General features: G+C 38.5%; 14 protein-coding genes. 3 read left to right on the forward strand and 11 right to left on the reverse strand.

Annotated elements, in window-relative coordinates; translation table 11 throughout:
• Nucleotides 1–669 precede the first annotated feature (669 nt).
• Both msrA and DSM02_RS20180 read left to right on the forward strand, forming a co-directional pair.
• Entirely contained in the window at nucleotides 670–1,251 is a 582-nt protein-coding gene (gene msrA, locus DSM02_RS20175; protein ID WP_240674120.1) for a peptide-methionine (S)-S-oxide reductase MsrA, read from the forward strand.
• 209 nt (nucleotides 1,252–1,460) lie between these two features.
• A complete protein-coding gene (locus tag DSM02_RS20180) occupies nucleotides 1,461–2,696 on the forward strand; it encodes a Bcr/CflA family efflux MFS transporter (protein WP_128767271.1) in 1,236 nt (411 codons plus the stop codon).
• Between the two features lie 149 nt (nucleotides 2,697–2,845).
• Here the strand turns inward: DSM02_RS20180 and DSM02_RS20185 are convergent, their stop codons facing one another.
• The 3 genes from DSM02_RS20185 to DSM02_RS20195 all read right to left on the reverse strand — a co-directional run bounded on the left by DSM02_RS20185 (nucleotide 2,846) and on the right by DSM02_RS20195 (nucleotide 12,253).
• The gene (locus tag DSM02_RS20185; RefSeq protein WP_128767272.1) at nucleotides 2,846–3,739 is read right to left on the reverse strand and encodes a hypothetical protein; all 894 of its coding nucleotides are present in this window, start codon (nucleotides 3,737–3,739) and stop codon (nucleotides 2,846–2,848) included.
• A gap of 41 nt (nucleotides 3,740–3,780) precedes the next feature.
• Nucleotides 3,781–10,842, reverse strand: coding sequence for an MBG domain-containing protein (locus DSM02_RS20190; protein ID WP_128767273.1), 7,062 nt, complete (start codon nucleotides 10,840–10,842; stop codon nucleotides 3,781–3,783).
• Between the two features lie 250 nt (nucleotides 10,843–11,092).
• Entirely contained in the window at nucleotides 11,093–12,253 is a 1,161-nt protein-coding gene (locus DSM02_RS20195) for a helix-turn-helix domain-containing protein (protein ID WP_128767274.1), read from the reverse strand.
• A gap of 301 nt (nucleotides 12,254–12,554) precedes the next feature.
• Between DSM02_RS20195 and DSM02_RS20200 the strand changes: the two genes are divergently transcribed.
• Nucleotides 12,555–12,743, forward strand: coding sequence for a hypothetical protein (locus tag DSM02_RS20200; protein WP_128767275.1), 189 nt, complete (start codon nucleotides 12,555–12,557; stop codon nucleotides 12,741–12,743).
• Nucleotides 12,744–12,860: 117 nt separating this feature from the next.
• Here DSM02_RS20200 and DSM02_RS20205 read toward each other — a convergent pair whose 3' ends face one another.
• The 8 genes from DSM02_RS20205 to DSM02_RS20240 all read right to left on the reverse strand — a co-directional run bounded on the left by DSM02_RS20205 (nucleotide 12,861) and on the right by DSM02_RS20240 (nucleotide 19,364).
• Nucleotides 12,861–13,271, reverse strand: a complete 411-nt coding sequence (locus tag DSM02_RS20205) for a hypothetical protein (protein ID WP_128767276.1) — start codon at nucleotides 13,269–13,271, stop codon at nucleotides 12,861–12,863.
• A gap of 70 nt (nucleotides 13,272–13,341) precedes the next feature.
• Nucleotides 13,342–13,758 carry a hypothetical protein gene (locus DSM02_RS20210; RefSeq protein WP_128767277.1) on the reverse strand — a complete coding sequence of 139 codons (417 nt, stop codon included), beginning with the start codon at nucleotides 13,756–13,758 and terminating at the stop codon, nucleotides 13,342–13,344.
• Nucleotides 13,759–13,764: 6 nt separating this feature from the next.
• On the reverse strand, nucleotides 13,765–14,505 hold the full coding sequence (locus tag DSM02_RS20215) for a hypothetical protein (protein ID WP_128767278.1): 741 nt from the start codon (nucleotides 14,503–14,505) through the stop codon (nucleotides 13,765–13,767).
• Nucleotides 14,506–14,800: 295 nt separating this feature from the next.
• Nucleotides 14,801–15,373 (reverse strand): hypothetical protein, encoded by a 573-nt coding sequence (locus DSM02_RS20220; protein WP_128767279.1) that lies wholly within the window; start codon nucleotides 15,371–15,373, stop codon nucleotides 14,801–14,803.
• Between the two features lie 33 nt (nucleotides 15,374–15,406).
• Nucleotides 15,407–15,607 carry a rhomboid family intramembrane serine protease gene (locus DSM02_RS20225; protein ID WP_394342634.1) on the reverse strand — a complete coding sequence of 67 codons (201 nt, stop codon included), beginning with the start codon at nucleotides 15,605–15,607 and terminating at the stop codon, nucleotides 15,407–15,409.
• Nucleotides 15,608–16,096: 489 nt separating this feature from the next.
• Complete coding sequence (locus DSM02_RS20230) at nucleotides 16,097–17,548, reverse strand: ligand-binding sensor domain-containing protein (protein WP_128767280.1); 1,452 nt, start codon at nucleotides 17,546–17,548, stop codon at nucleotides 16,097–16,099.
• A gap of 40 nt (nucleotides 17,549–17,588) precedes the next feature.
• Nucleotides 17,589–18,320: a hypothetical protein gene (locus tag DSM02_RS20235; protein WP_128767281.1), complete on the reverse strand. Its 732-nt coding sequence runs from the start codon at nucleotides 18,318–18,320 to the stop codon at nucleotides 17,589–17,591.
• A 432-nt stretch (nucleotides 18,321–18,752) separates the two neighbouring features.
• Nucleotides 18,753–19,364 (reverse strand): hypothetical protein, encoded by a 612-nt coding sequence (locus DSM02_RS20240; RefSeq protein ID WP_128767282.1) that lies wholly within the window; start codon nucleotides 19,362–19,364, stop codon nucleotides 18,753–18,755.
• Nucleotides 19,365–19,432: the final 68 nt, after the last annotated feature.

A 19,432-nucleotide genomic window follows, 5' to 3' on the forward strand; every position in this document is an offset into this window, starting at 1 on the left:
GTCTTTATTCCAATTTTTCTAAGAGTAAATTTTACTTAAAATAAAGTAGTCCATTCCAAAGCCAACGCGCCACCTGGCTCATTCGCTAAAAAGGTCTACTAGACCTTTCCTTAACGCTCTGCCCTCACGCCTATTCTGAACCGAGGGAGAATAATTCGTTTAACCCTTCGGGTATAAATACGTATAGTTTTAATCTTCTGAATATTATATACAATCTAAATTCTAATAGAACACCAGTACCAAACTGATTTTTGAATCTTTAGTAAGAACCTCAACAGCATTCCTAAATTCGTTCCAAGGCTTCAGGAATTCTTAACGGGATGCTGTCGTTAAACGGACCAAAAGGAAACTAAATCCTTCGGATTCAGAAAAGAAAAAGTCTCTTCATGTACTTTATCAATAGTTTATCAAAAAGCAGAAAAAATTAGCATGGTCTTAAGAAAGTTTAGCTGCAACTTTGCGTCTATAAAACCAACGCAAGAGGAATTGCGTTTATAGGTAAAACGTGCTATGAAAAATAGAATCATCTTATCAGCATTACTAGCGGGAATGATAGCCTTGAGCTTATTCTTTACCAGCTGTGATAATGCTCCTAAACATACAGACAGCGCAGCGGTAGCAACTACCCCTGAACTGGCCTTGAATACAGACGGTACTGCATCAGAAGCCATGGCGGAACCTGAGCAAAGCGATGCTACAGCTCCCCAAAATCAGGATCGGGCTACGGCTTATTTTGCCAGTGGATGTTTCTGGTGTGTTGAAGCAGTTTATGAAAGCGTAAAAGGGGTTGACGAAGCGATCTCAGGATATGCCGGGGGTCATACCAAAAACCCGACGTATGAAGACAGCAACACCGGTAAAACGGGTCACGCCGAAGCGGTAAAAGTAATTTACGATCCTGAAGTTATCAGCTTCAGTCAGCTGGTGGATGTGTACTTTGGTTCTCAAAACCCCACACAAGTGAACGGTCAGGGGCCAGATCACGGATCGCAATACCGCTCTATTATCTTTTATCAGAATGATGCCGAAAAGAAAATTATAGAAGAAAAGAAAGCGGCTTTAGCTCAAAAACTGGGAGAACCGGTTGCTGCGGAGGTAAAACCTTTTGAAAAATTCTGGGAAGCAGAAGGCTATCATCAGAACTACGAGGTACAACACCCCGAAAACCCATACATCCAAAAGGTTTCGATACCGAGAATCAACCGATTTAAAGAAAAGTTCCCGGAACTTTTAAAAACAAACAGCCATTAAGGCTGAACTATGAATGAAGAAGATCAAAAGCCCTTTCAGTCCTGAAAGGGCTTTTTGGTTCGCGGCACCAGCCAGACGCGAGCCGGGCGCTGAGCGCCAACACTATGCAATCCGCTTGGATTAAAGAATACAAAGCTTGCGGAGCCATCAACCTATTCTTCTTTTTTTATGTAGTAATTTTGCACCCCTAATTGTCAATACCCTCCCCTATGCATTTACGCGACGCTTCACCCCAGCGCAAAAAAATAGCGACGATACTCACCTTTATGTCCATTCCCCTGTCCGGGTTCATGACTGATATTTACCTGCCGTCCTTTCCGTCGATGGCGCGTAACCTCAACGTTTCTGAACAAAGCATACAGCTTACGCTTACCTGCTTTTTTCTCAGTTACGGATTCTCTCAACTCTTTGTAGGTCCCGTTGCCGATAGTGTAGGGCGGCGTAAACCTATGCTGATCTCGCTGGTGGTCTTGCTGCTCAGCAGTCTGGCGGTAACCTTTACTTCAGAAGTTTTGGTGATCAGTTTGCTGCGTATCGTACAGGGAATTGCTACGGCCTTTATTGTGGTGGCTAAACGCGCCTATTTTGTAGATCTTTATGATGACAAAGAGCGTAAACACTACCTGAGTTTCTTTACCATCGTCTGGTCGTGCGGTCCCATCATCGCGCCTTTTCTGGGCGGCTTCTTAGAAGAAAGTCTGGGCTGGCAGTCTAACTTTTACTTTTTGGCGATCTATGCAGCCGTCTTGCTTGTGGGAGAGTTTATTTTTAGCGGGGAAACCATACGCAATTACAAGAAGTTCAATCTGAGAAAAACCTCGTTGCTGTATCTGGCGATGCTGAAAAACCCCGGTTTTATCTTAGGGATTCTTATTTTGGGCTTTGCATACTCGGTCGTGATGGTGTTCAACATCGCCGGGCCTTTTGTGGTAGAACAGCATTTTGAATACACTCCGGTCGTGATCGGGTATTGCACCTTGATCTTGGGATTTGCCTGGATGATAGGCGGCATTCTCAGCAAACGCTTTACTCCTGTGGATTTCCATAAAAAGATCGGGCGGGTGTCCCTTATTCAGTTGGTGATCATCGCCATTTTTATCACCCTGGCTTTTAATCTGGACCATCTGACGGTGCTCATTGCCTTTGCCTTTCTCATTCACATCTGCTCGGGCTTTTTGTTTACCAACTATTTTACGCAGAATATGATCTTCTTTCCGGGGAATGCCGGCATCGCAGGCGGACTGATGGGCGGTTTGCTCTACATCATCACCTCGATGGGGAGTTATGCGATCTCGGCCTCCGGAGCCATCAACACGACGCTGGATATGGCGTTGCGCTATATGATGATCGCCTTACCCCTGGCGGTTATTGTCTTTTTCTCCTTACGCTATTTTAGAAAAAGTGATCTTCGAAAACGTGAAAGCGCATTAAAAGTCCAAGAATAGAAAGGTTCAAGGTTCAAAATTGCTTTTAAAACTTCCTTCCTAAAAGAATAGGAGTGCCAGCAGATTATAAAAAAAGGCAAATCAAATTAATGATTTGCCTCTTACAATTCTTGATTATAACCTTTCCCTAAAATATCAATATTTAAAAGTTACCAAGAAAAACCGTATCTAAGTTTTACACCAAATGCTAAGGTTTTAACTTCATCTACATAATCAGTATTCTGTTCAAGATTACGGGAATTTAAAACACTTCCTATTTGAAATTCACTTGGGTTCTCAACATTATAAGAAAGTAACGAGCCTGCTGCAGAACCCTTACGAATATCATTTAAACCATAATCCACAAAGAGTCCCACATAAATACTATTATTCTGATCAAAAAGCATTTTCATTCCGCTTTCAAAATTCAGGATAAAATTGCTCTTAAAATCAATGTCACTAGTACTACCTGAAAAACTACCAAAATCACCAAATCCCATAAACATTGGTGCTTCGAGTTCTACATTGTACTGCTCATAATATCCACTAGTTTGTAAGGACCCTGCATTACTCTCTGACTTTGCGCTAATAGTCACACCCATTTTAACTCCAGCAGCTGCATAGAAGCGTATATCTCCTAAAGTCTCGTACTGTACTTTTAAAGGTATGTTTAAATACTCGGCATCAACTTGCTCTTTCAATTGGCTAAAAGCATAATTAAACACAAAAGATTCTTGCTCGGCATCAACCGTACCGAATGAATCAGTAAGGGTATCAAAATAGGCATTCCCGGAGAATTTCTGGTATTCTACCCCAGAGATTACACTCCAATGGTCTGAAATAGCATAGGCATAATTAAGTCCGACTCCTATCCCGGTTTCTATGTCTGAAGAGCGTTTAAAATCTCCTAATGACAGCTTTGTATTGGGCCCCTTTACATAAAGAGAAACCTCATTATTGGTTTGAGCAGATAAAGACAGCCCGGTAACAGTTAGTATTACGAGTAAAAATCCCTTATTGAATACTCTGCTGTTTATATATTGAAAAACTCGTTTAATTTGCATAGATAAAATTTTAACTACTTTGTTTGTGATGTGAACTGAATTTATCGAACAATAAATTTAACTGACTGTTCTCTTAGGTTACCAGAGCCTATTAACATATAAACTCCAGAAGGCGTACCTTGATCTATTATTAATGGTGTTTTTGCACCGTGGCATTTTAAAGATTGAATCAATACGCCTTGCTGATTGTAAACAGAGTAGATCACACCTTTTAATAATTCTGGTTCAAAGTCTGCAAGTATATTCACTGAACTTCCAGCAAATACAGGGTTTGGAGCCACGTACAGCTTACCTGCTTTTTTAAGTTGTATTCGTGATGCACAGGTGTGTATTACATCACCATCTGTTGTTGTTATAACAACTTCATACATACTATTTGGGTCTAAGGTATCTGTAGCAGCATCTCCAGCTGAGTAATACTGATCAGTACCCACTAACCTGCCGTCTATATACCATTCATATGCTGCAAATTCATAACCTCCATTGGTTTCTGGATTGTTATTGACTAATAGTGTATTGTTGAATTTTTGCTCTACAATAGCATTAAAATCGAAAGGTTTCTCTACATTCAAGTGATAGGTTGTACTGCTGGTTCCATCCTGAGAAGTAACCTGTATATCCTTCTTGTAGACACCGGGTGACGGTGTATTTACCACAAAGTCAAGCCCAGAGTTTACAGAGGCATTATACTCTGAATAAATTTCAATAGAAACAGCAGATGAACTTTCGTCACAAGCAATTCTATAATAGATTTCAGTAGCAGGATTATCATAAACGTTGCCGTTGATTACGACCTTATTTACAGATGAGTCATTACTATTAACCTTCAATGTACGTGTTATAGGTGTTGCTTCCAGATAATTTGCATTACCATTTTGAGTTGCAGTAATTTCTAGTACTCCAGAATTGAGTAAGCTAACAATTCCATTTTCGGAAACAACTGCTGCAGGCTCTTCTTGTGTATACGTGTACGTATAACTTACTGGTAATCCCGAAGAAGTGCTAGCATCTAATTCAAAATCTGAATCTTGTTCTAAATGCTTTACCGGAAGCTCATCAAACGTGATTTGCTGTGGAGCTTTTTCTATCACGAGCTCAGCAGTAAACACCTTGTCTCTAAAATTTTCCTGACTTATAGTTGCTGTCACCGTATAAGTACCAGCTTCAGTCTGCTCATTATTATCGTAAGTCACTGTCGCACCTTCAGAAAGGTTTTTCACATAAACACCATGCGCTTTACCATCATAAGTAACTACATCATTTGTAAAACTCACTCCTGTGATTTCTGCATTGTTAATTTGCAAAGAAACCTCTTTAGAAGCTGCTAAGTAATTAGTAGTTGCTGAAGCTTTAACCATAACAGTATACGTCCCTGCAGCAGTGTAGCCTTGTTGTGGAGTATAAACCAATTCGGTCTCATCGTGATTTAAACTTGCGCTCACCTTATGCTCACTTCCATTATATGTAAACGTCTGTGTAGCATCTGCTGTGATAATCGCAGCAGCTTTTTTAATCGTGAAATCTGCAGGAACAAATGTAATGTCATAATTACTATTTGCTAAACTTGAAGAAATCGCATACTCGCCAACAGTTTCACCAGTGGCTCTGCTTAAACTTCCAGACAATTCATCATCGGTTTCTAAACTTCCTGAGCTGATTTGATAAGTCAAAGCGGGATCTGCTGAACCATATACTTTAGATGTTGCATCAGCATTAATCGTGATCGCTTTTTCAGTAATCGTCAAATCTGTAGAAACAAACGTGATGTTATAATTCGCATTCGCTAAAGTAGAAGAAATTGCATATTCTCCAACAGTTTCACCAGTTGCTCTGCTTAAACTTCCTGTTAACGCATCACTTGGTTCCAAAGCTGGACTTACCTTATACGTTAAAGCTGGATCTGCTGCGCCATATACTTTACTTTTTGAATCCGCAGTAATCGTGATTGCTTTTTCAGTAATCGTCAAATCTGCTGATACAAATGTGATGTCATAATTTGTGTTTGCTAAAGTTGAAGAAATCGCATATTCTCCAACAGTTTCCCCGGTTGCTCTTAACAAACTTCCTATTAAAGCATCACCGGTTTCTAAACTTGGACTTACAGAATATGTCAAATCGGGATCGGTTGCAGCATACACCTTAGTTTTTGCATCTGCTGTAACCGTGATCGCTTTTTCAGTAATCGTCAAATCTGCTGAAACAAACGTGATGTCATAATTCGTGTTTGCTAAAGTTGAAGCAATGGCATACTCACCAACAGTTTCACCAGTTGATCTGCTTAAACCTCCTGTTAACGCATCTCCGGATTCCAAAGCTGGACTTACCTTATACGTTAAGGCCGGATCAACTTCCCCATACACCTTAGTTTTTGCATCTGCTGTAACCGTGATTGCTTTTTCAGTAATCGTCAAATCTGCAGGAACAAATGTAATGTCATAATTACTATTCGCTAAAGTTGAAGAGATTGCATACTCATCAACAGTTTCACCAGTGGCTCTGCTTAAACCTCCTGTTAACGCATCTCCGGATTCCAAAGCTGGACTTACCTTATACGTTAAGGCCGGATCAACTTCCCCATACACCTTAGTTTTTGAATCTGCTGTAACCGTGATCGCTTTTTCAGTAATTGTGAAATCTGCTGGAACAAACGTAATGTCATAATTTGCATTTGCTAAAGTTGAAGAAATTGCATACTCACCAACATCTTCGCCTGCTGTTCTGCTTAAACTTCCCGATAAATCATCATCAGTTTCTAAACTTCCTGTCGTGATTTCATAAGTCAAAGCTGGATCTGCTGCGCCATACACTTTACTTTTTGCATCCGCAGTAACAGTGATTGCTTTTTCAGTAATCGTGAAATCTGCAGGAACAAATGTGATGTCATAATTCGCATTTGCTAAAGTTGAAGCAATCGCATACTCACCAACAGTTTCACCAGTGGCTCTGCTTAAACTTCCTATTAACGCATCGCCAGTTTCTAGACTTCCTGAGCTGATTTGATAAGTTAAAGCTGGATCGGTTGCACCATACACTTTACTTTTTGCATCCGCAGTAATCGTGATCGCTTTTTCAGTAATCGTCAAATCTGCAGGAACAAACGTAATGTTATAATTCGCATTTGCTAAAGTTGAAGAAATCGCATACTCACCAACGGTTTCTCCAGTTGCTCTGCTTAAACTTCCTGACAATTCATCATCGGTTTCTAAACTTCCTGAGGTAATTTCATAAGTCAAAGTTGGATCAGTTGCTCCATACACTTTACTTTTTGCATCGGCAGTAATCGTGATTGCTTTTTCAGTAATCGTCAAATTTGCAGTAACAAACGTAATGTCATAATTACGATTTGCTAAAGTTGAAGCAATCGCATAATCACCAACGGTTTCACCGGTTGCTCTGCTTAAACTTCCAGACAATTCATCATCGGTTTCTAAACTTCCTGAGGTAATTTCATAAGTCAAAGCTGGATCTGCTGCGCCATACACTTTACTTTTTGCATCCGCAGTAATAGTAATCGCTTTTTCAGTAATTGTGAAATCTGCAGGAACAAACGTAATGTCATAATTCCCATTTGCTAAAGTTGAAGATATCGCATAGTCACCAACAGTTTCACCAGTGGCTCTTAACAAACTTCCTGTTAATGCATCACTTCCAACTAAACTTGGACTTACAGTATACGTTAAAGCTGGATCGGTTGCACCATAAATTTTAGATTTTGCATCCGCAGTAATCGTGATTGCTTTTTCAGTAATTGTCAAATCTGCAGGAACAAACGTGATGTCATAATTACTATTCGCTAAAGTTGAAGCAATCGCATACTCACCAACAGTTTCACCGGTTGCTCTGCTTAAACTTCCTGACAATTCATCATCGGTTTCTAAACTTCCTGAGGTAATTTCATAAGTCAAAGTTGGATCAGTTGCGCCATATACTTTACTTTTTGAATCCGCAGTAATCGTGATTGCTTTTTCAGTAATCGTCAAATCTGCTGATACAAATGTGATGTCATAATTTACATTTGCTAAAGTTGAAGCAATCGCATACTCACCAACGGTTTCACCAGTGGCTCTACTTAAACTTCCTGTTAATGCATCATCGGTTTCTAAACTTCCTGAGCTGATTTGATACGTTAAAGCTGGATCTGCTGAACCATATACTTTAGATGTTGCATTAGCAGTAATCGTGATTGCTTTTTCAGTAATCGTCAAATCTGCCGGAACAAATGTGATGTCATAATTCGTGTTTGCTAAAGTTGAAGAAATCGCATATTCCCCAACAGTTTCACCAGTGGCTCTGCTTAAACTACCTGACAATTCATCATCTGTTTCTAGACTTCCTGAGCTGATTTGATAAGTCAAAGCTGGATCAGTTGCACCATACACTTTACTTTTTGCATCAGCAGTAACAGTAATTGCTTTTTCAGTAATTGTAAAATCTGCTGGAACAAACGTAATGTCATAATTCCCATTTGCTAAAGTTGAAGAAATCGCATACTCACCAACGGTTTCACCAGTGGCTCTGCTTAAACTTCCTGTTAACGCATCACTTCCAACTAAACTTGGACTTACAGTATACGTTAAAGCTGGATCTGCTGCACTATAAACTTTGCTTTTTGCAGCTGCTGTAATCGTGATTGCTTTTTCAGTAATCGTAAGATCTGCAGGAACAAACGTAATGTTATAATTTGCATTTGCTAAAGTTGAAGAAATTGCATATTCCCCAACAGTTTCACCAGTGGCTCTGCTTAAACTTCCAGACAATTCATCACCAGTCTCCAAACTTCCTGAGATAATTTCATAAGTCAAAGCCGGATCGGTTGCGCCATATACTTTACTTTTTGCATCAGCAGTAATCGTGATTGCTTTTTCAGTAATCGTGAAATCTGCAGGAACAAACGTGATGTTATAATTACTATTTGCTAAAGTTGAAGATATCGCATAGTCACCAACGGTTTCTCCGGTTGCTCTGCTTAAACTTCCAGAAAATTCATCATCGGTTTCTAAACTTCCTGAGGTAATTTCATAAGTCAAATCTGGATCGGTTGCACCATACACTTTACTTTTTGCATCAGCAGTAATGGTAATTTCCGCCTTGTTAACGGTTAAGCTTTGTTCCACCGATGTTGCCGCAAAACGCGTCGCATCACCTTCCTGACTTGCGGTAATTTTTGTAGTTCCCGCTTTTAAAATAGTTGCTTTATTGCCAGAAATAGATACTATCGTAGCATCTGCTGCGGTATAGGTTATTACTAAATCTTCATCGGTTTTAGCGTCTCCTAAAGTAAAGACAGCATCACCATAGGTTTTTTCTGAGATTTCTGAAAAGCTAATGCTTTGGCTAAATTTACCTCTAGTGGTAAACGTCCACACCTTATCACTTGCTTCTAGTTCTTCAACAGTGTTGTCATCACTATCTTTAACAAAACCAGCACTAATACCCACAGAAAGTGCGGTATTTACCGGCAGGTTTTCATCAATTTTAAGCGATACAGTCAATTGGTCTTCTGAAATAGAAAATTTCTTGCGGTCTTCCTCATCAGATAGATCATAGCTTTGTACAATACCATCAGCTCCCACTAAACTTAAAGTACCGCTTGCATTAAACGCTACGGGCTTATCAAAAACAACCGATAATTCAGGTTGTAGCGATACATCAGTCGCTTCGGGTTGAGGAGAAAAACTTAATACCTCAGGTGAGGTGCTAACTTGAGTTGTATTTCTAAATAAAAGAGCACTATATTCAGTTTGACTAATGCTCCCAGTAATCAGCACATCTGGTGTCCCATTACCATCTACATCTGCAAATGCTATAGAAGAATTTAGCACTCCTTTAAAAGGGGCAGTTGTATTTGCTGTAAAAGTACCACTACCGTTATTTGTATAAAGCTTGGCACTTCTTTGATAAGAACCATCCTCACCTGTAATTAGCACATCTGGAGACCCATCGCCATCTACATCGGCAAATGCTATAGAACCTTGATCAACTCCTTCAAAAGGGGCAGTTGTATCTTCTTCAAAGGTGCCAAAGCTACCAGTATCATTATCCTTGTTAAGATAAAGTTTGGTTATTTTCTTGTTATTTTCACTATAACCAGTAATCAAAACATCTGGAACCTTATTACCAGTTACATCGGCAAAAGCGATAGCACCCCTGTAAACTCCCTCATAAGAGGTATTTGTATCCTCTTTAAAGGCACCTCCATTGTTAAGATAAAGTTTGGCTATTGGATCATAATTTTCATCAATACCAGTAATCAGAACATCTGCAGCTTTATTACCAGTTACATCAGCAAAAGCAGCAGAAACACCATATCCCATTGACTCAAAATTGGTTGACATCTCTTCAAAATTCCCTTTCCCGTCGTTACGATACAGTTTGGGAATAATATTTCCATCATTGTCCTCTCCAGATATTAGTACATCCAGATCCCCGTCATTATCAGCATCAGCAAAAGAAACAAATTGGCTATATCCTAATACCTCCAAATTGGTTGGCATCTCTTCAAAATTTCCATTGCCGTCGTTACGATACAGTTTTGTACTAGTATTCCTATCATTGTCCCTCCCATATATTAGTACATCCAGATCCTCGTCCCCATCTACATCAGCAAAAGCAATAGAACTTTCGCTTAATCCTTCAAAGGGAGGATTTGTATCTTTTGTAAAGGTACCATTACCCTTATTTCGGTAAAGTGCAGCTACTTTAGATTCTCCAGACCCAGGCACATAGGGTCCTTGACCAGTAATTAACACATCCTGATAACCGTCCCCATCTACATCGGCAAAAGCGATAGCGCCTCTCGTGACTCCTTCAAAAGGAGTATCTAAAACTTCTGTATAGTTACCAGCACCATCATTACGATAAAGTATAGCTACAGGAGTTTCATAATCATCCCTGCTAAAACCCATCACCAACGCATACTGGTCTCCATCTTTATCTACATCAGCAAAAGCAATAGACCCCTGATTTAATGCTGGGAAATTAGAAACAAATTGCGGTGCAGGAGGTGGTGGCTTTATTTGTTCAAAAGTCTGCCCATAAGACATCTTGCCCAAAAGGCATAAACTCAATGCCAATAAAATTTTTGTAAAGTACTGGTGTTTCATGTGCTTAAAAAATTTAAAATAAATAGTGAAGTAGGTATATTAATACAGCCTCAGGTGAACAGGATTACCTGCACAATGAGATTGCAACTGAATGCAAAAAAAACGTTAAAAGGGAAATAAATACGACAAAAACCACGCAGGCATGTCTTCAAATCTTATTTGAAGACATGCCTAACTGCCTAATTTTAAAAGAAAAAAAAAGAAAAGTGCGGGTTGAATAAAATTCTATACACCTTTTACACAATACGGCTTATTTATTTGCTAAAGCATAAGCACTGGGATTTACATCAGTAGCATTTTTAAAAACTTTACTAAACGATGTCCTACTAGCAAAGCCACATTCTCCCGCTAGAGCTTCAATTGTATTATTTTCTAAGTAGCCTTCTTCAATGAGCTTTTTTGCATAATCCATGCGTAAGCTATTTCTGTAAGCAGCAAAGCTTAACCCAAACTGGTTTTTTAAATAATAGGAAATATGGTGAGCAGGCATATCTAATTCTAGCGCGCATTCAGTGAGACCAAAATGAGTATTGAGGTATGACTTACATGCTTTTAAACCTTCTAGCTTGCTGTTAACCGTCTCTTCGTCAAGACCAAATTTTAAGTCGGTATCCGGTTCTTCGATACTAATCTTAGAGATAGGTCTCACCTGCTGCGGATACCCGTGTAAAATACTGGGGAAATAAAGCGGTATAACTCCGGTTAAAAAGACTGCTACATAAAAAATTAAGGTGACTATGCTTCCTTTAATACCTGTGATTATTAAAGTATGGTACCCCGTGCTTACCAGCATTCTTTCACACACATAAACTATTGCAAAAATAGCCATGGCCATCGTTACCCACCAAAACAGGAGCAGCCATTTATTAAGAATAGCTTTTAATTCATCGTGCTCCGCTTTTTGTAAAAAGTCTCTCAATTGCGGTATTATTACAATTAAAACTCCCAATTGCCAAAGATGACGCAGTAACATGTGCTGACTAAGAGTTAGAAGCAGGTAATTTGCTTTCAGCCTTTTTTCAGGAGATACCATTGCATTCTCTATAATAGTATTGAATACAGTTTCTGGTTGTAAATAAACATACGTTACATCTATAACCCCCAGTATAAAAGGGATAAATAGCAGTATTTCTGCATTATGCCAGGTAAGCCTATCTGTTAGAATGACTTTAAAATAATAGTAGATCGGGATAAATATCAAGTGATAGGGTAACAGGGGCCAAAGGAAAAACCACGTCCAACTTTTTAAATACCCGCCATCTATTATATACCCTTGAAAAGCATATACCGATAATATAAAATAGAAACTCCCTAAAATATAGGTGGCCTTAGTATTAGTAGACTTTTTAAAAAAAAGAATACTCGACAATACAAAGCCAAACATGGCGACTCCCAGTAGAATTAAGATCATTAAAAACTAAGCAATTCTATAATTAAAAATCATTTGCGAAAATCCTAATTATGGATTTAAAAGGAATGATGCCTTGTATAATTTAAGCTCAATACCTGAAGAGCTACTTTTATCTAAAATTTTAGCGCAAATATAAAAACATAAAAGCCAATCCCTCAAAAAAGTGCTGCTTTATTCTGTGCTGCGCCTAGGGTATGGGTATAGTATTCGATTTTTCTTACATAATAGCATTTTGAATACAGTCCGGTGGTAATTGGGTATTGCACTCTAGTTTTAGGTTTTGCATGGATGATAGGGCGGTTTGCTCTACATCATCACCTCGATGGGGAGTTATGCGATCTCGGCTTCCGGAGCCATCAATACGACGCTAGATATGTCGTTGTGGTATTTAATGATCGCGTTACCGCTGGCAGTGGTGCTTTATTTCTCCTTACGGTATTTTAGAAAAAGTGATCTGAGGCGCAAAAAAGCCTTGCATGTTGAACATTGATACGCTTCACTATTCAAGGATTGAAATGCAACGCGGATCGCGGTAAACGAGGAAGCCAGCTTCTGGTGATACCCTGAGACACGTTCGCGGTAACGGTCTTGTTGGATGAAGTTTATTCTAGCTTTTTTCCAGTACCAGATCTCCTACCGAGATCGTCATGGTATCGTCTGCTTCCTCGATCCTGCCCATTAAGGCATACTGATGATCGTAATGATACGAAAGTTTAAAGTCGAACGAGAATTCCATCGGACCTGCGGATTGTTTCACGTTGCGTTCCCATGTTCCGGGAACCTGCTGCTGCTTCCCCGAAAGGTCTTTAATAACCACTTCAGCTACAGAATCGTTTACCAGTTTTACCGATTGGATATCCGGATGCTTATGCGCTGTCGTTTTAACGTTCCATGTGCCTAACAAATCTGCGGTAGCGTAGTCTTGTGCCGCATCGTTACTGGTTTCTATTTTGCAAGAATGCATCATAAGTGCCAGCAAGCTTACGCCAAGAAGCGTTTTAAAAAAAGAACAATTCATTAGTGATTTTTTGATTGATGATGATTAAAGCAGATAAGTCTTTGAACAAATTAAAATCCAAAATACTTTTTTAAAGTTTCTCCAGGGTCGCCTTAGTTGAGGAGATCGTTAATTTACCGGCTATCTCCTCTAATGATCCCAGTAATATGCGACTGGAATTGCTCCCGGGATGCTCATATGAAAGTTTAATATCATACACAAAGTTAATACCACCTGCAGATTCTGTTCCGCTTCGTTTCCATTTACCAGTGAGGTGTCGTTCCCCGGAAGAATCTTTAAATACAATATCAGCAATGGAATCGTTTACCAGCTCCACACTTCGTATCTCACCGGATTGAGTGAGGTTCTTAACCTTCCACATACCTATCAGGTCTGCATTAGCAAATTTTTCTTCAGTATCGGTATCGTGTTTTACCTCTACACAGGAATGCAATACAATTGCTATCAGGCTTATATAAAAAAGCGTTTTAAACCATGTAACGTTCATAACTGTTTAGTTTAAGTCGCTTAACCGTTCTAGTGCTGCAATGCGTACTCCGGGGTCTTTATCGGTTTTTGCAATATCAAGGAGCGCCGGACTGAAACTGATCTTACTTACTGCGAACTTACGTATCTCAGGATCCTTATCCGTTTTGGCGATGTCGGTCAATGCAGGACCAAAATCCAGTTTACTCACCGCCAGTTTACGCACCTCGGGATTCTTGTCCGTTTTCGCAATATCCGTAAGCGCCGGACTGAAACTGATCTTACTCACGGCAAGTTTGCGCACTTCAGGATCGTTATCTGTTTTGGCAATGTCGGTCAATGCAGGACCAAAATCCAGTTTACTCACCGCCAGTTTACGCACCTCGGGATTCTTGTCCGTTTTCGCAATATCCGTAAGGGCCGGACTGAAACTGATCTTACTCACCGCAAGTTTACGTATTTCAGGATCTTTATCGGTTTTGGCAATGTCGGTCAATGCAGGACCAAAATCCAGTTTACTCACCGCCAGTTTACGCACCTCGGGGTCTTTATCCGTTTTCGCAATATCCGTAAGGGCCGGACTGAAACTGATCTTACTCACGGCAAGTTTGCGCACTTCAGGATCTTTATCCGTTTTGGCGATTTCGGTTAATGCCGGGCTGGAGCTTGTGGACGTTTTTACGGAAGATTGATAGCTTACATCAAAACCGCAACTGGTACTGAGCAGGGCGGCACCTATAAGTAACAGGAAGGCTTTTAAAGATTTCATTATGATTTTTGATTGATGAACTATTAAAAATACTAAAAGACTGACAATCAAACCAGAAAAAAATGTATTAAATACGTTTATAATGCCAGCCTAACGACCAAACTAGCGGGAAAGCTGTTTAGGTAGTGACGTTTTATTAAGATTTAGGGGTTAGCGTTAAGCACTTAAACCGGTTTTAGCTGAGCCTCCGGTGTTATAGCTCGTGCCACCAGTCGCAGACTGGCGGGAGCCGGGGAATATGATGCTAATATGCTTTGTTTTAATTTGCGTCGCATTGATATTTTTCGAAGCCACGTTAGTTGTTTTCAATCAATTCAAAGTGGTTGAGCCATTGCTTTTCTTCAGCATTTTTATATAGAAAAATAGCATTTTCTGCCTTATCCAAATATAAAGTGTCCGGTAAAAAGTCGTTATCGTAAGGTTTCTTACTGAAAATAATTCTATTGACGTTCATTTTATAATTACCATAATATATTTTTTTAAAACCAAGAAATCCTTGTATCTCATTTTCGCAGGATCCATCTTCACGAAGGGTTAAGGTGTAATGAAACAGGTCATCTTTTAAAACACCCCTCAGCACAACTTTAGATTTAAACATATCTGATTCTATAAAACTTGTGGAAAGAATGAAAATGATAAAAAATAAATGAGCGCCAAAAACCACCTTGTTTTCCCTGATCCCACTTTTTGAAAGCTTTATCAGAGTTGTTATTACCGTTATGAAATACAATAGTAATATCGGAATAATTATATACGCATACTGAAATAAATGTATTATCATCCCTCCAAAATAGTCCGTGATATACCAGCATATCATTCCTATTACGGCAATGATCGTGAAGATTTGAAAGATTTGATTTTTACTCATTTGCTTTACATAAATTACCAAAGAATTGACCGGCTAACCTGCATTTTTTATCAGGTTTTCTTTATCAAAAGCGATCAATAAAACTCCTAGGATAAAGCCGCCAATGAGTCCGCCCAAATGTGCTGCGTTATCAATACCGGCCGAAAAGAATTCCAAGAGCAAAATTAATCCAGCATAGAGAACTAAGAGCATCCAAATTACTAATCTTGACTCTGTTGAATAAATTGCTAAAATTAATCCCTAAAGACCAAATAGAGTCCTGTGTTGTGGCTCGTGACACCAGTCACAGACTAGCGGGAGCGGGGGGTGTTTTAGTATTGCATCCTTATATCAGAAATTCTTTATTTAAAATTCAAGGTTGGGCGAGCAAAGTTGAGAACCGCTTATCGGTCAAATCACCTGTGCTGAGTTTTGCCAAAGCAAGCCTGTCACACTGAGCTTGTCGAAGTGCAGTCGAGATGCGTACTAAAAATTCAAAACAGAAACTACAAAATACGAAGTCACGTCATGCTGAACTGGTTTCAGCGTAGCATTTCTCTAAAGGATAAGCTTATATAATCCCGGACTGGCGTTCGTGCCACCAGTCACAGACTAGCGGGAGCGGAGGGTGCAGATCAAAAACTTAATTTAGAAAAAAAATATGAGCATACGTCAGACTGTTTCGATCGTGATCGGAATGATCAAGGCAGCTTCGCTTTTTAACAAGATTTTTGTTAGCGGAAGTTATTCTGCTTTAAGTTTTATCAATCCTGCAAATGTTGCACCCCAAATTGTTCCATCGCCATCCTTAGTTAATTGCATTACGTGAATACTTGGTACTTTAGAGTTTTCGGTTGTATACGTTTCCCATTTATCATTGCCTATATCGTATTTTATTAATCCAACACTATTTAATGCAATCCATAATTCATTTTTATCTTCGTCTAACAAGAAGTCATTAATATCATTTTTAGTGAATAAGTCAGACTTTTTTGGTTTCAAAGATTCCCATTTTCCATTAGTTCGTAGGACAAACATTCCGCCTTTAGATTTATCATCATTATTGTAGAGATCAAACCAAAGATTCCCTTTTTTATCCTCATACATATCGGTAATAGCTCCTTCTTTAAGAGGTGATTCAGAATTGTTATATTCTACAATGTTATCGCTATCCATTCTAATATTCCCGTCATAAGTTCCAATCCACAATCGTTCTTTACTATCCACAAAAACTCCAGAAACTTTGTTAGAAGGAAGCTTAGTATTTGAAGTGTCAATTATTGTCCAATCATTTCCATCGTATTTAACTACTCCTTTCGAAGAAGTCAGAAACACATTGTTTTTTTTATCGATGTATATTTTTCTCATCCAACTAACGGGGGAGTTTAAGGAGTCAAAGACGGTCCAATTTTTATTGTCGTATTTGTAAACTTCATACCCCCCAAAAAACCACTTATTATTTAATTGGTCGACAGCACCACCACGAATTGAAGAAGTCCTATTTTTATTATAAGAAGTTGGTTTTAAAGCCGAGTTTTTTGAGTCAAATACTTCCATTTTCCCATTTTCCATCTTCACAACTCCATTATCTGTACCGAACCAAAGAGAATTAGTTGAATCAGTAAAAGCCACTCTGGACATATCCCAAGGTAATTTTGAATTTTGCTGATTAATAACTGTCCAAGATTCTGATAATTGAGATTCTTTCGAACCTTTGACATCTGGCGTTCCTACTGATTTCATATTCGATTGATTTTTAAAATCGAATTCTTTTCTTTTTATTAATAGTTGACCATCTTGAAAAATCAGCAATAGTGAAACAGATGCTTGTTCGGCTTTTCCTTTAGTTATTGCAGGTGACCAAGTTTTTGTATTGCTTATCCCATCATGTAATTTCAATTTTTTGGACTTAACATTTGTCTCATTTTTAGCACTTAACAGGCACGCTTTTCCGGTTGAGTCAACCAAGATTTGAACCGTAATTGAACCTTTAATTTTCATCAAAGACTTTTCGTTAAGATTGGATAAAAAATCAGATACAAAATCCTGAGGTGGCTCAGCTTTTGTGTCGCCGCAATCCAAACAAAATTTACTTAGCTTACATTCGTCATACTTTTCAGGATACAAATGTTGTCCAAATGCAAAATTAACGACGAGTAATCCTAGGGTTAATATTATGTATTTCATTTTTGTCATAAGGTATGATGGTTTCAGCAACGCACTAGATTGAAACAACTTAGTCGTTTGATCCTGAAGCAGATTCAGTGTCGCGATCTTTTGAATTGGTTGATTTTAAACACTTGGTATTGTAAAAATCCAACACCTTCCCTAATTGGGTATTGGAAAATTCTCCACTTTCTACTTTTTCAAGCAATTCAGGGCAATTTTCAAAATATGCAATCATGGCCTTTTTAAAACTTTTAGCAAAAGGGATCCCTTTGGTGTACAGATGTTCCACCTGATCACTTTTGCCATATCCTACGTAGTAGCTGTATCTGGGAAGGTTAATTTCATTATACAGATTACGACTAAGCCCAAGAGGTACTTCGGTCCCATTTTCTAAAGTAATGGTTTGTAAATTTGCCAGATTACCTACGGGTTGGGGTACGTTTATAAAGGAATTGGATAACGAACTGCCTTCATACAATTTCACATACAGACTTAAACTATCAAGAGAAACCACCTCTAAAACTTTAGGGTATTTCCCGCCATCTATGTGTTTATACCTGAATTTACGGTAATAATTATGCTCCAGAATATCAATCCCGATTAGGTCTTTGCCGTTATATTTTTTGTACCGCAAGGTATCATTTTCAAACATAATCGAAACGGTGGTGGAAACACCGCTAATTTCGCCATATCCGTTTATACGTGTGCTGTCTTTTAGAATAAGTACCGCTTTTCCTTTTTGAGCAACAGCTTGATGACTGATTGTAATTAGAAGTAGTACTAGTAATTTTTTTAGCATTATTGAATTAAGTTTTGATTTAAATCTTTGGTAATTCTTCTTGATGAACTGGTTTAAGCAACGCTTCAGATTGAAAAGAATTGCTTGCGCGACCCCTGTACCAAATACGAAGTTAAAAGTACAAAACACGAAGTTGTTGAATTGGGATGTCACATCGAGCGCAGTCGAGATGGGTACTAAAAATTCACAACAGCAACTACAAAATACAAGGTCACGTCATGCTGAACTGGTTTCAGCGTAGCATTTCTCTAAAGGATAAGCTTGTATAATCCCGGACTGTCATTCGTGCCACTAGTCACAGACTAGCGGGAGCGGGGGGATTAAGTTTTGATTTAAACTTTTGGCAATTCTTCTTGCTCAACTGTTTTCAGCATCGCTTCAGATTGAAAAAGATTTTATGCAACCTTGAATAAATTTTCATAGAACAATCAATTATTCTAAAACTTTATCAAAAGCTTCTCTTATTTCAAAAGGGATATCATCTAGTTCATTGATATTTAGAAGCAAAAAATCAGCAGATTCAATGCCTTTAGAAGGAATTCTCTTTAATTGATCAATATCTCCACCTAAGTTTTTAAGCTTATCTTTAATTTTTCTATTTAAAATGGGATAGAATTTCTCATGATCATTACATTTTGCTTCCAAAGGAACTAATTCTTTCCAACTCTGCACCTCTTCAACATTAAACTCCAATACTCCATTATAGTAATGATTGAGATTAGAAACCCAAATTTTGTTATCTATTGCATCTTCAATATCTTGGTTCCCTACAAAAAACATGTTTTCAGTCATTACAGCCTTTCCAATCTCAAAGCTCATATCATTATCAAAAAGATAAAAAACTTGATCATCAGATTTTTTGAAATCACCTAAAATTTTGTCGATAATCTTTTTATTATTCACCCATTTATTTTTACCCTGCATATTAATCAGCTGTATATTATTTGAAAGCAAAGACTTTCCAGTATATATTTCAAATAATCTTGGGATTGGATAACTCGGATCAAATTGTGCCACTGATTTCGGTCGGTTAGTGCCAGGCATTTCGGTTTGAATTGTGCCACTTTTGGGTTTTTAGTTAAGCCTGTATCGGTTCGATTTGTGCCAGTTGT

Origin of the sequence: Leeuwenhoekiella polynyae (assembly GCF_004104075.1) — a bacterium.
Classification (GTDB): domain Bacteria; phylum Bacteroidota; class Bacteroidia; order Flavobacteriales; family Flavobacteriaceae; genus Leeuwenhoekiella; species Leeuwenhoekiella polynyae.

Excerpts from the sequence above, each read along its gene's own strand:
- msrA (WP_240674120.1), top strand. The coding sequence starts at position 670 with ATGGCGGAACCTGAGCAAAGCGATGCTACAGCTCCCCAAAATCAGGAT.
- DSM02_RS20180 (WP_128767271.1), top strand. The coding sequence starts at position 1,461 with ATGCATTTACGCGACGCTTCACCCCAGCGCAAAAAAATAGCGACGATA.
- DSM02_RS20185 (WP_128767272.1), bottom strand. The coding sequence starts at position 3,739 with ATGCAAATTAAACGAGTTTTTCAATATATAAACAGCAGAGTATTCAAT.
- DSM02_RS20190 (WP_128767273.1), bottom strand. The coding sequence starts at position 10,842 with ATGAAACACCAGTACTTTACAAAAATTTTATTGGCATTGAGTTTATGC.
- DSM02_RS20195 (WP_128767274.1), bottom strand. The coding sequence starts at position 12,253 with ATGATCTTAATTCTACTGGGAGTCGCCATGTTTGGCTTTGTATTGTCG.
- DSM02_RS20205 (WP_128767276.1), bottom strand. The coding sequence starts at position 13,271 with ATGAATTGTTCTTTTTTTAAAACGCTTCTTGGCGTAAGCTTGCTGGCA.
- DSM02_RS20210 (WP_128767277.1), bottom strand. The coding sequence starts at position 13,758 with ATGAACGTTACATGGTTTAAAACGCTTTTTTATATAAGCCTGATAGCA.
- DSM02_RS20215 (WP_128767278.1), bottom strand. The coding sequence starts at position 14,505 with ATGAAATCTTTAAAAGCCTTCCTGTTACTTATAGGTGCCGCCCTGCTC.
- DSM02_RS20220 (WP_128767279.1), bottom strand. The coding sequence starts at position 15,373 with ATGAGTAAAAATCAAATCTTTCAAATCTTCACGATCATTGCCGTAATA.
- DSM02_RS20230 (WP_128767280.1), bottom strand. The coding sequence starts at position 17,548 with ATGACAAAAATGAAATACATAATATTAACCCTAGGATTACTCGTCGTT.
- DSM02_RS20235 (WP_128767281.1), bottom strand. The coding sequence starts at position 18,320 with ATGCTAAAAAAATTACTAGTACTACTTCTAATTACAATCAGTCATCAA.
- DSM02_RS20240 (WP_128767282.1), bottom strand. The coding sequence starts at position 19,364 with ATGCCTGGCACTAACCGACCGAAATCAGTGGCACAATTTGATCCGAGT.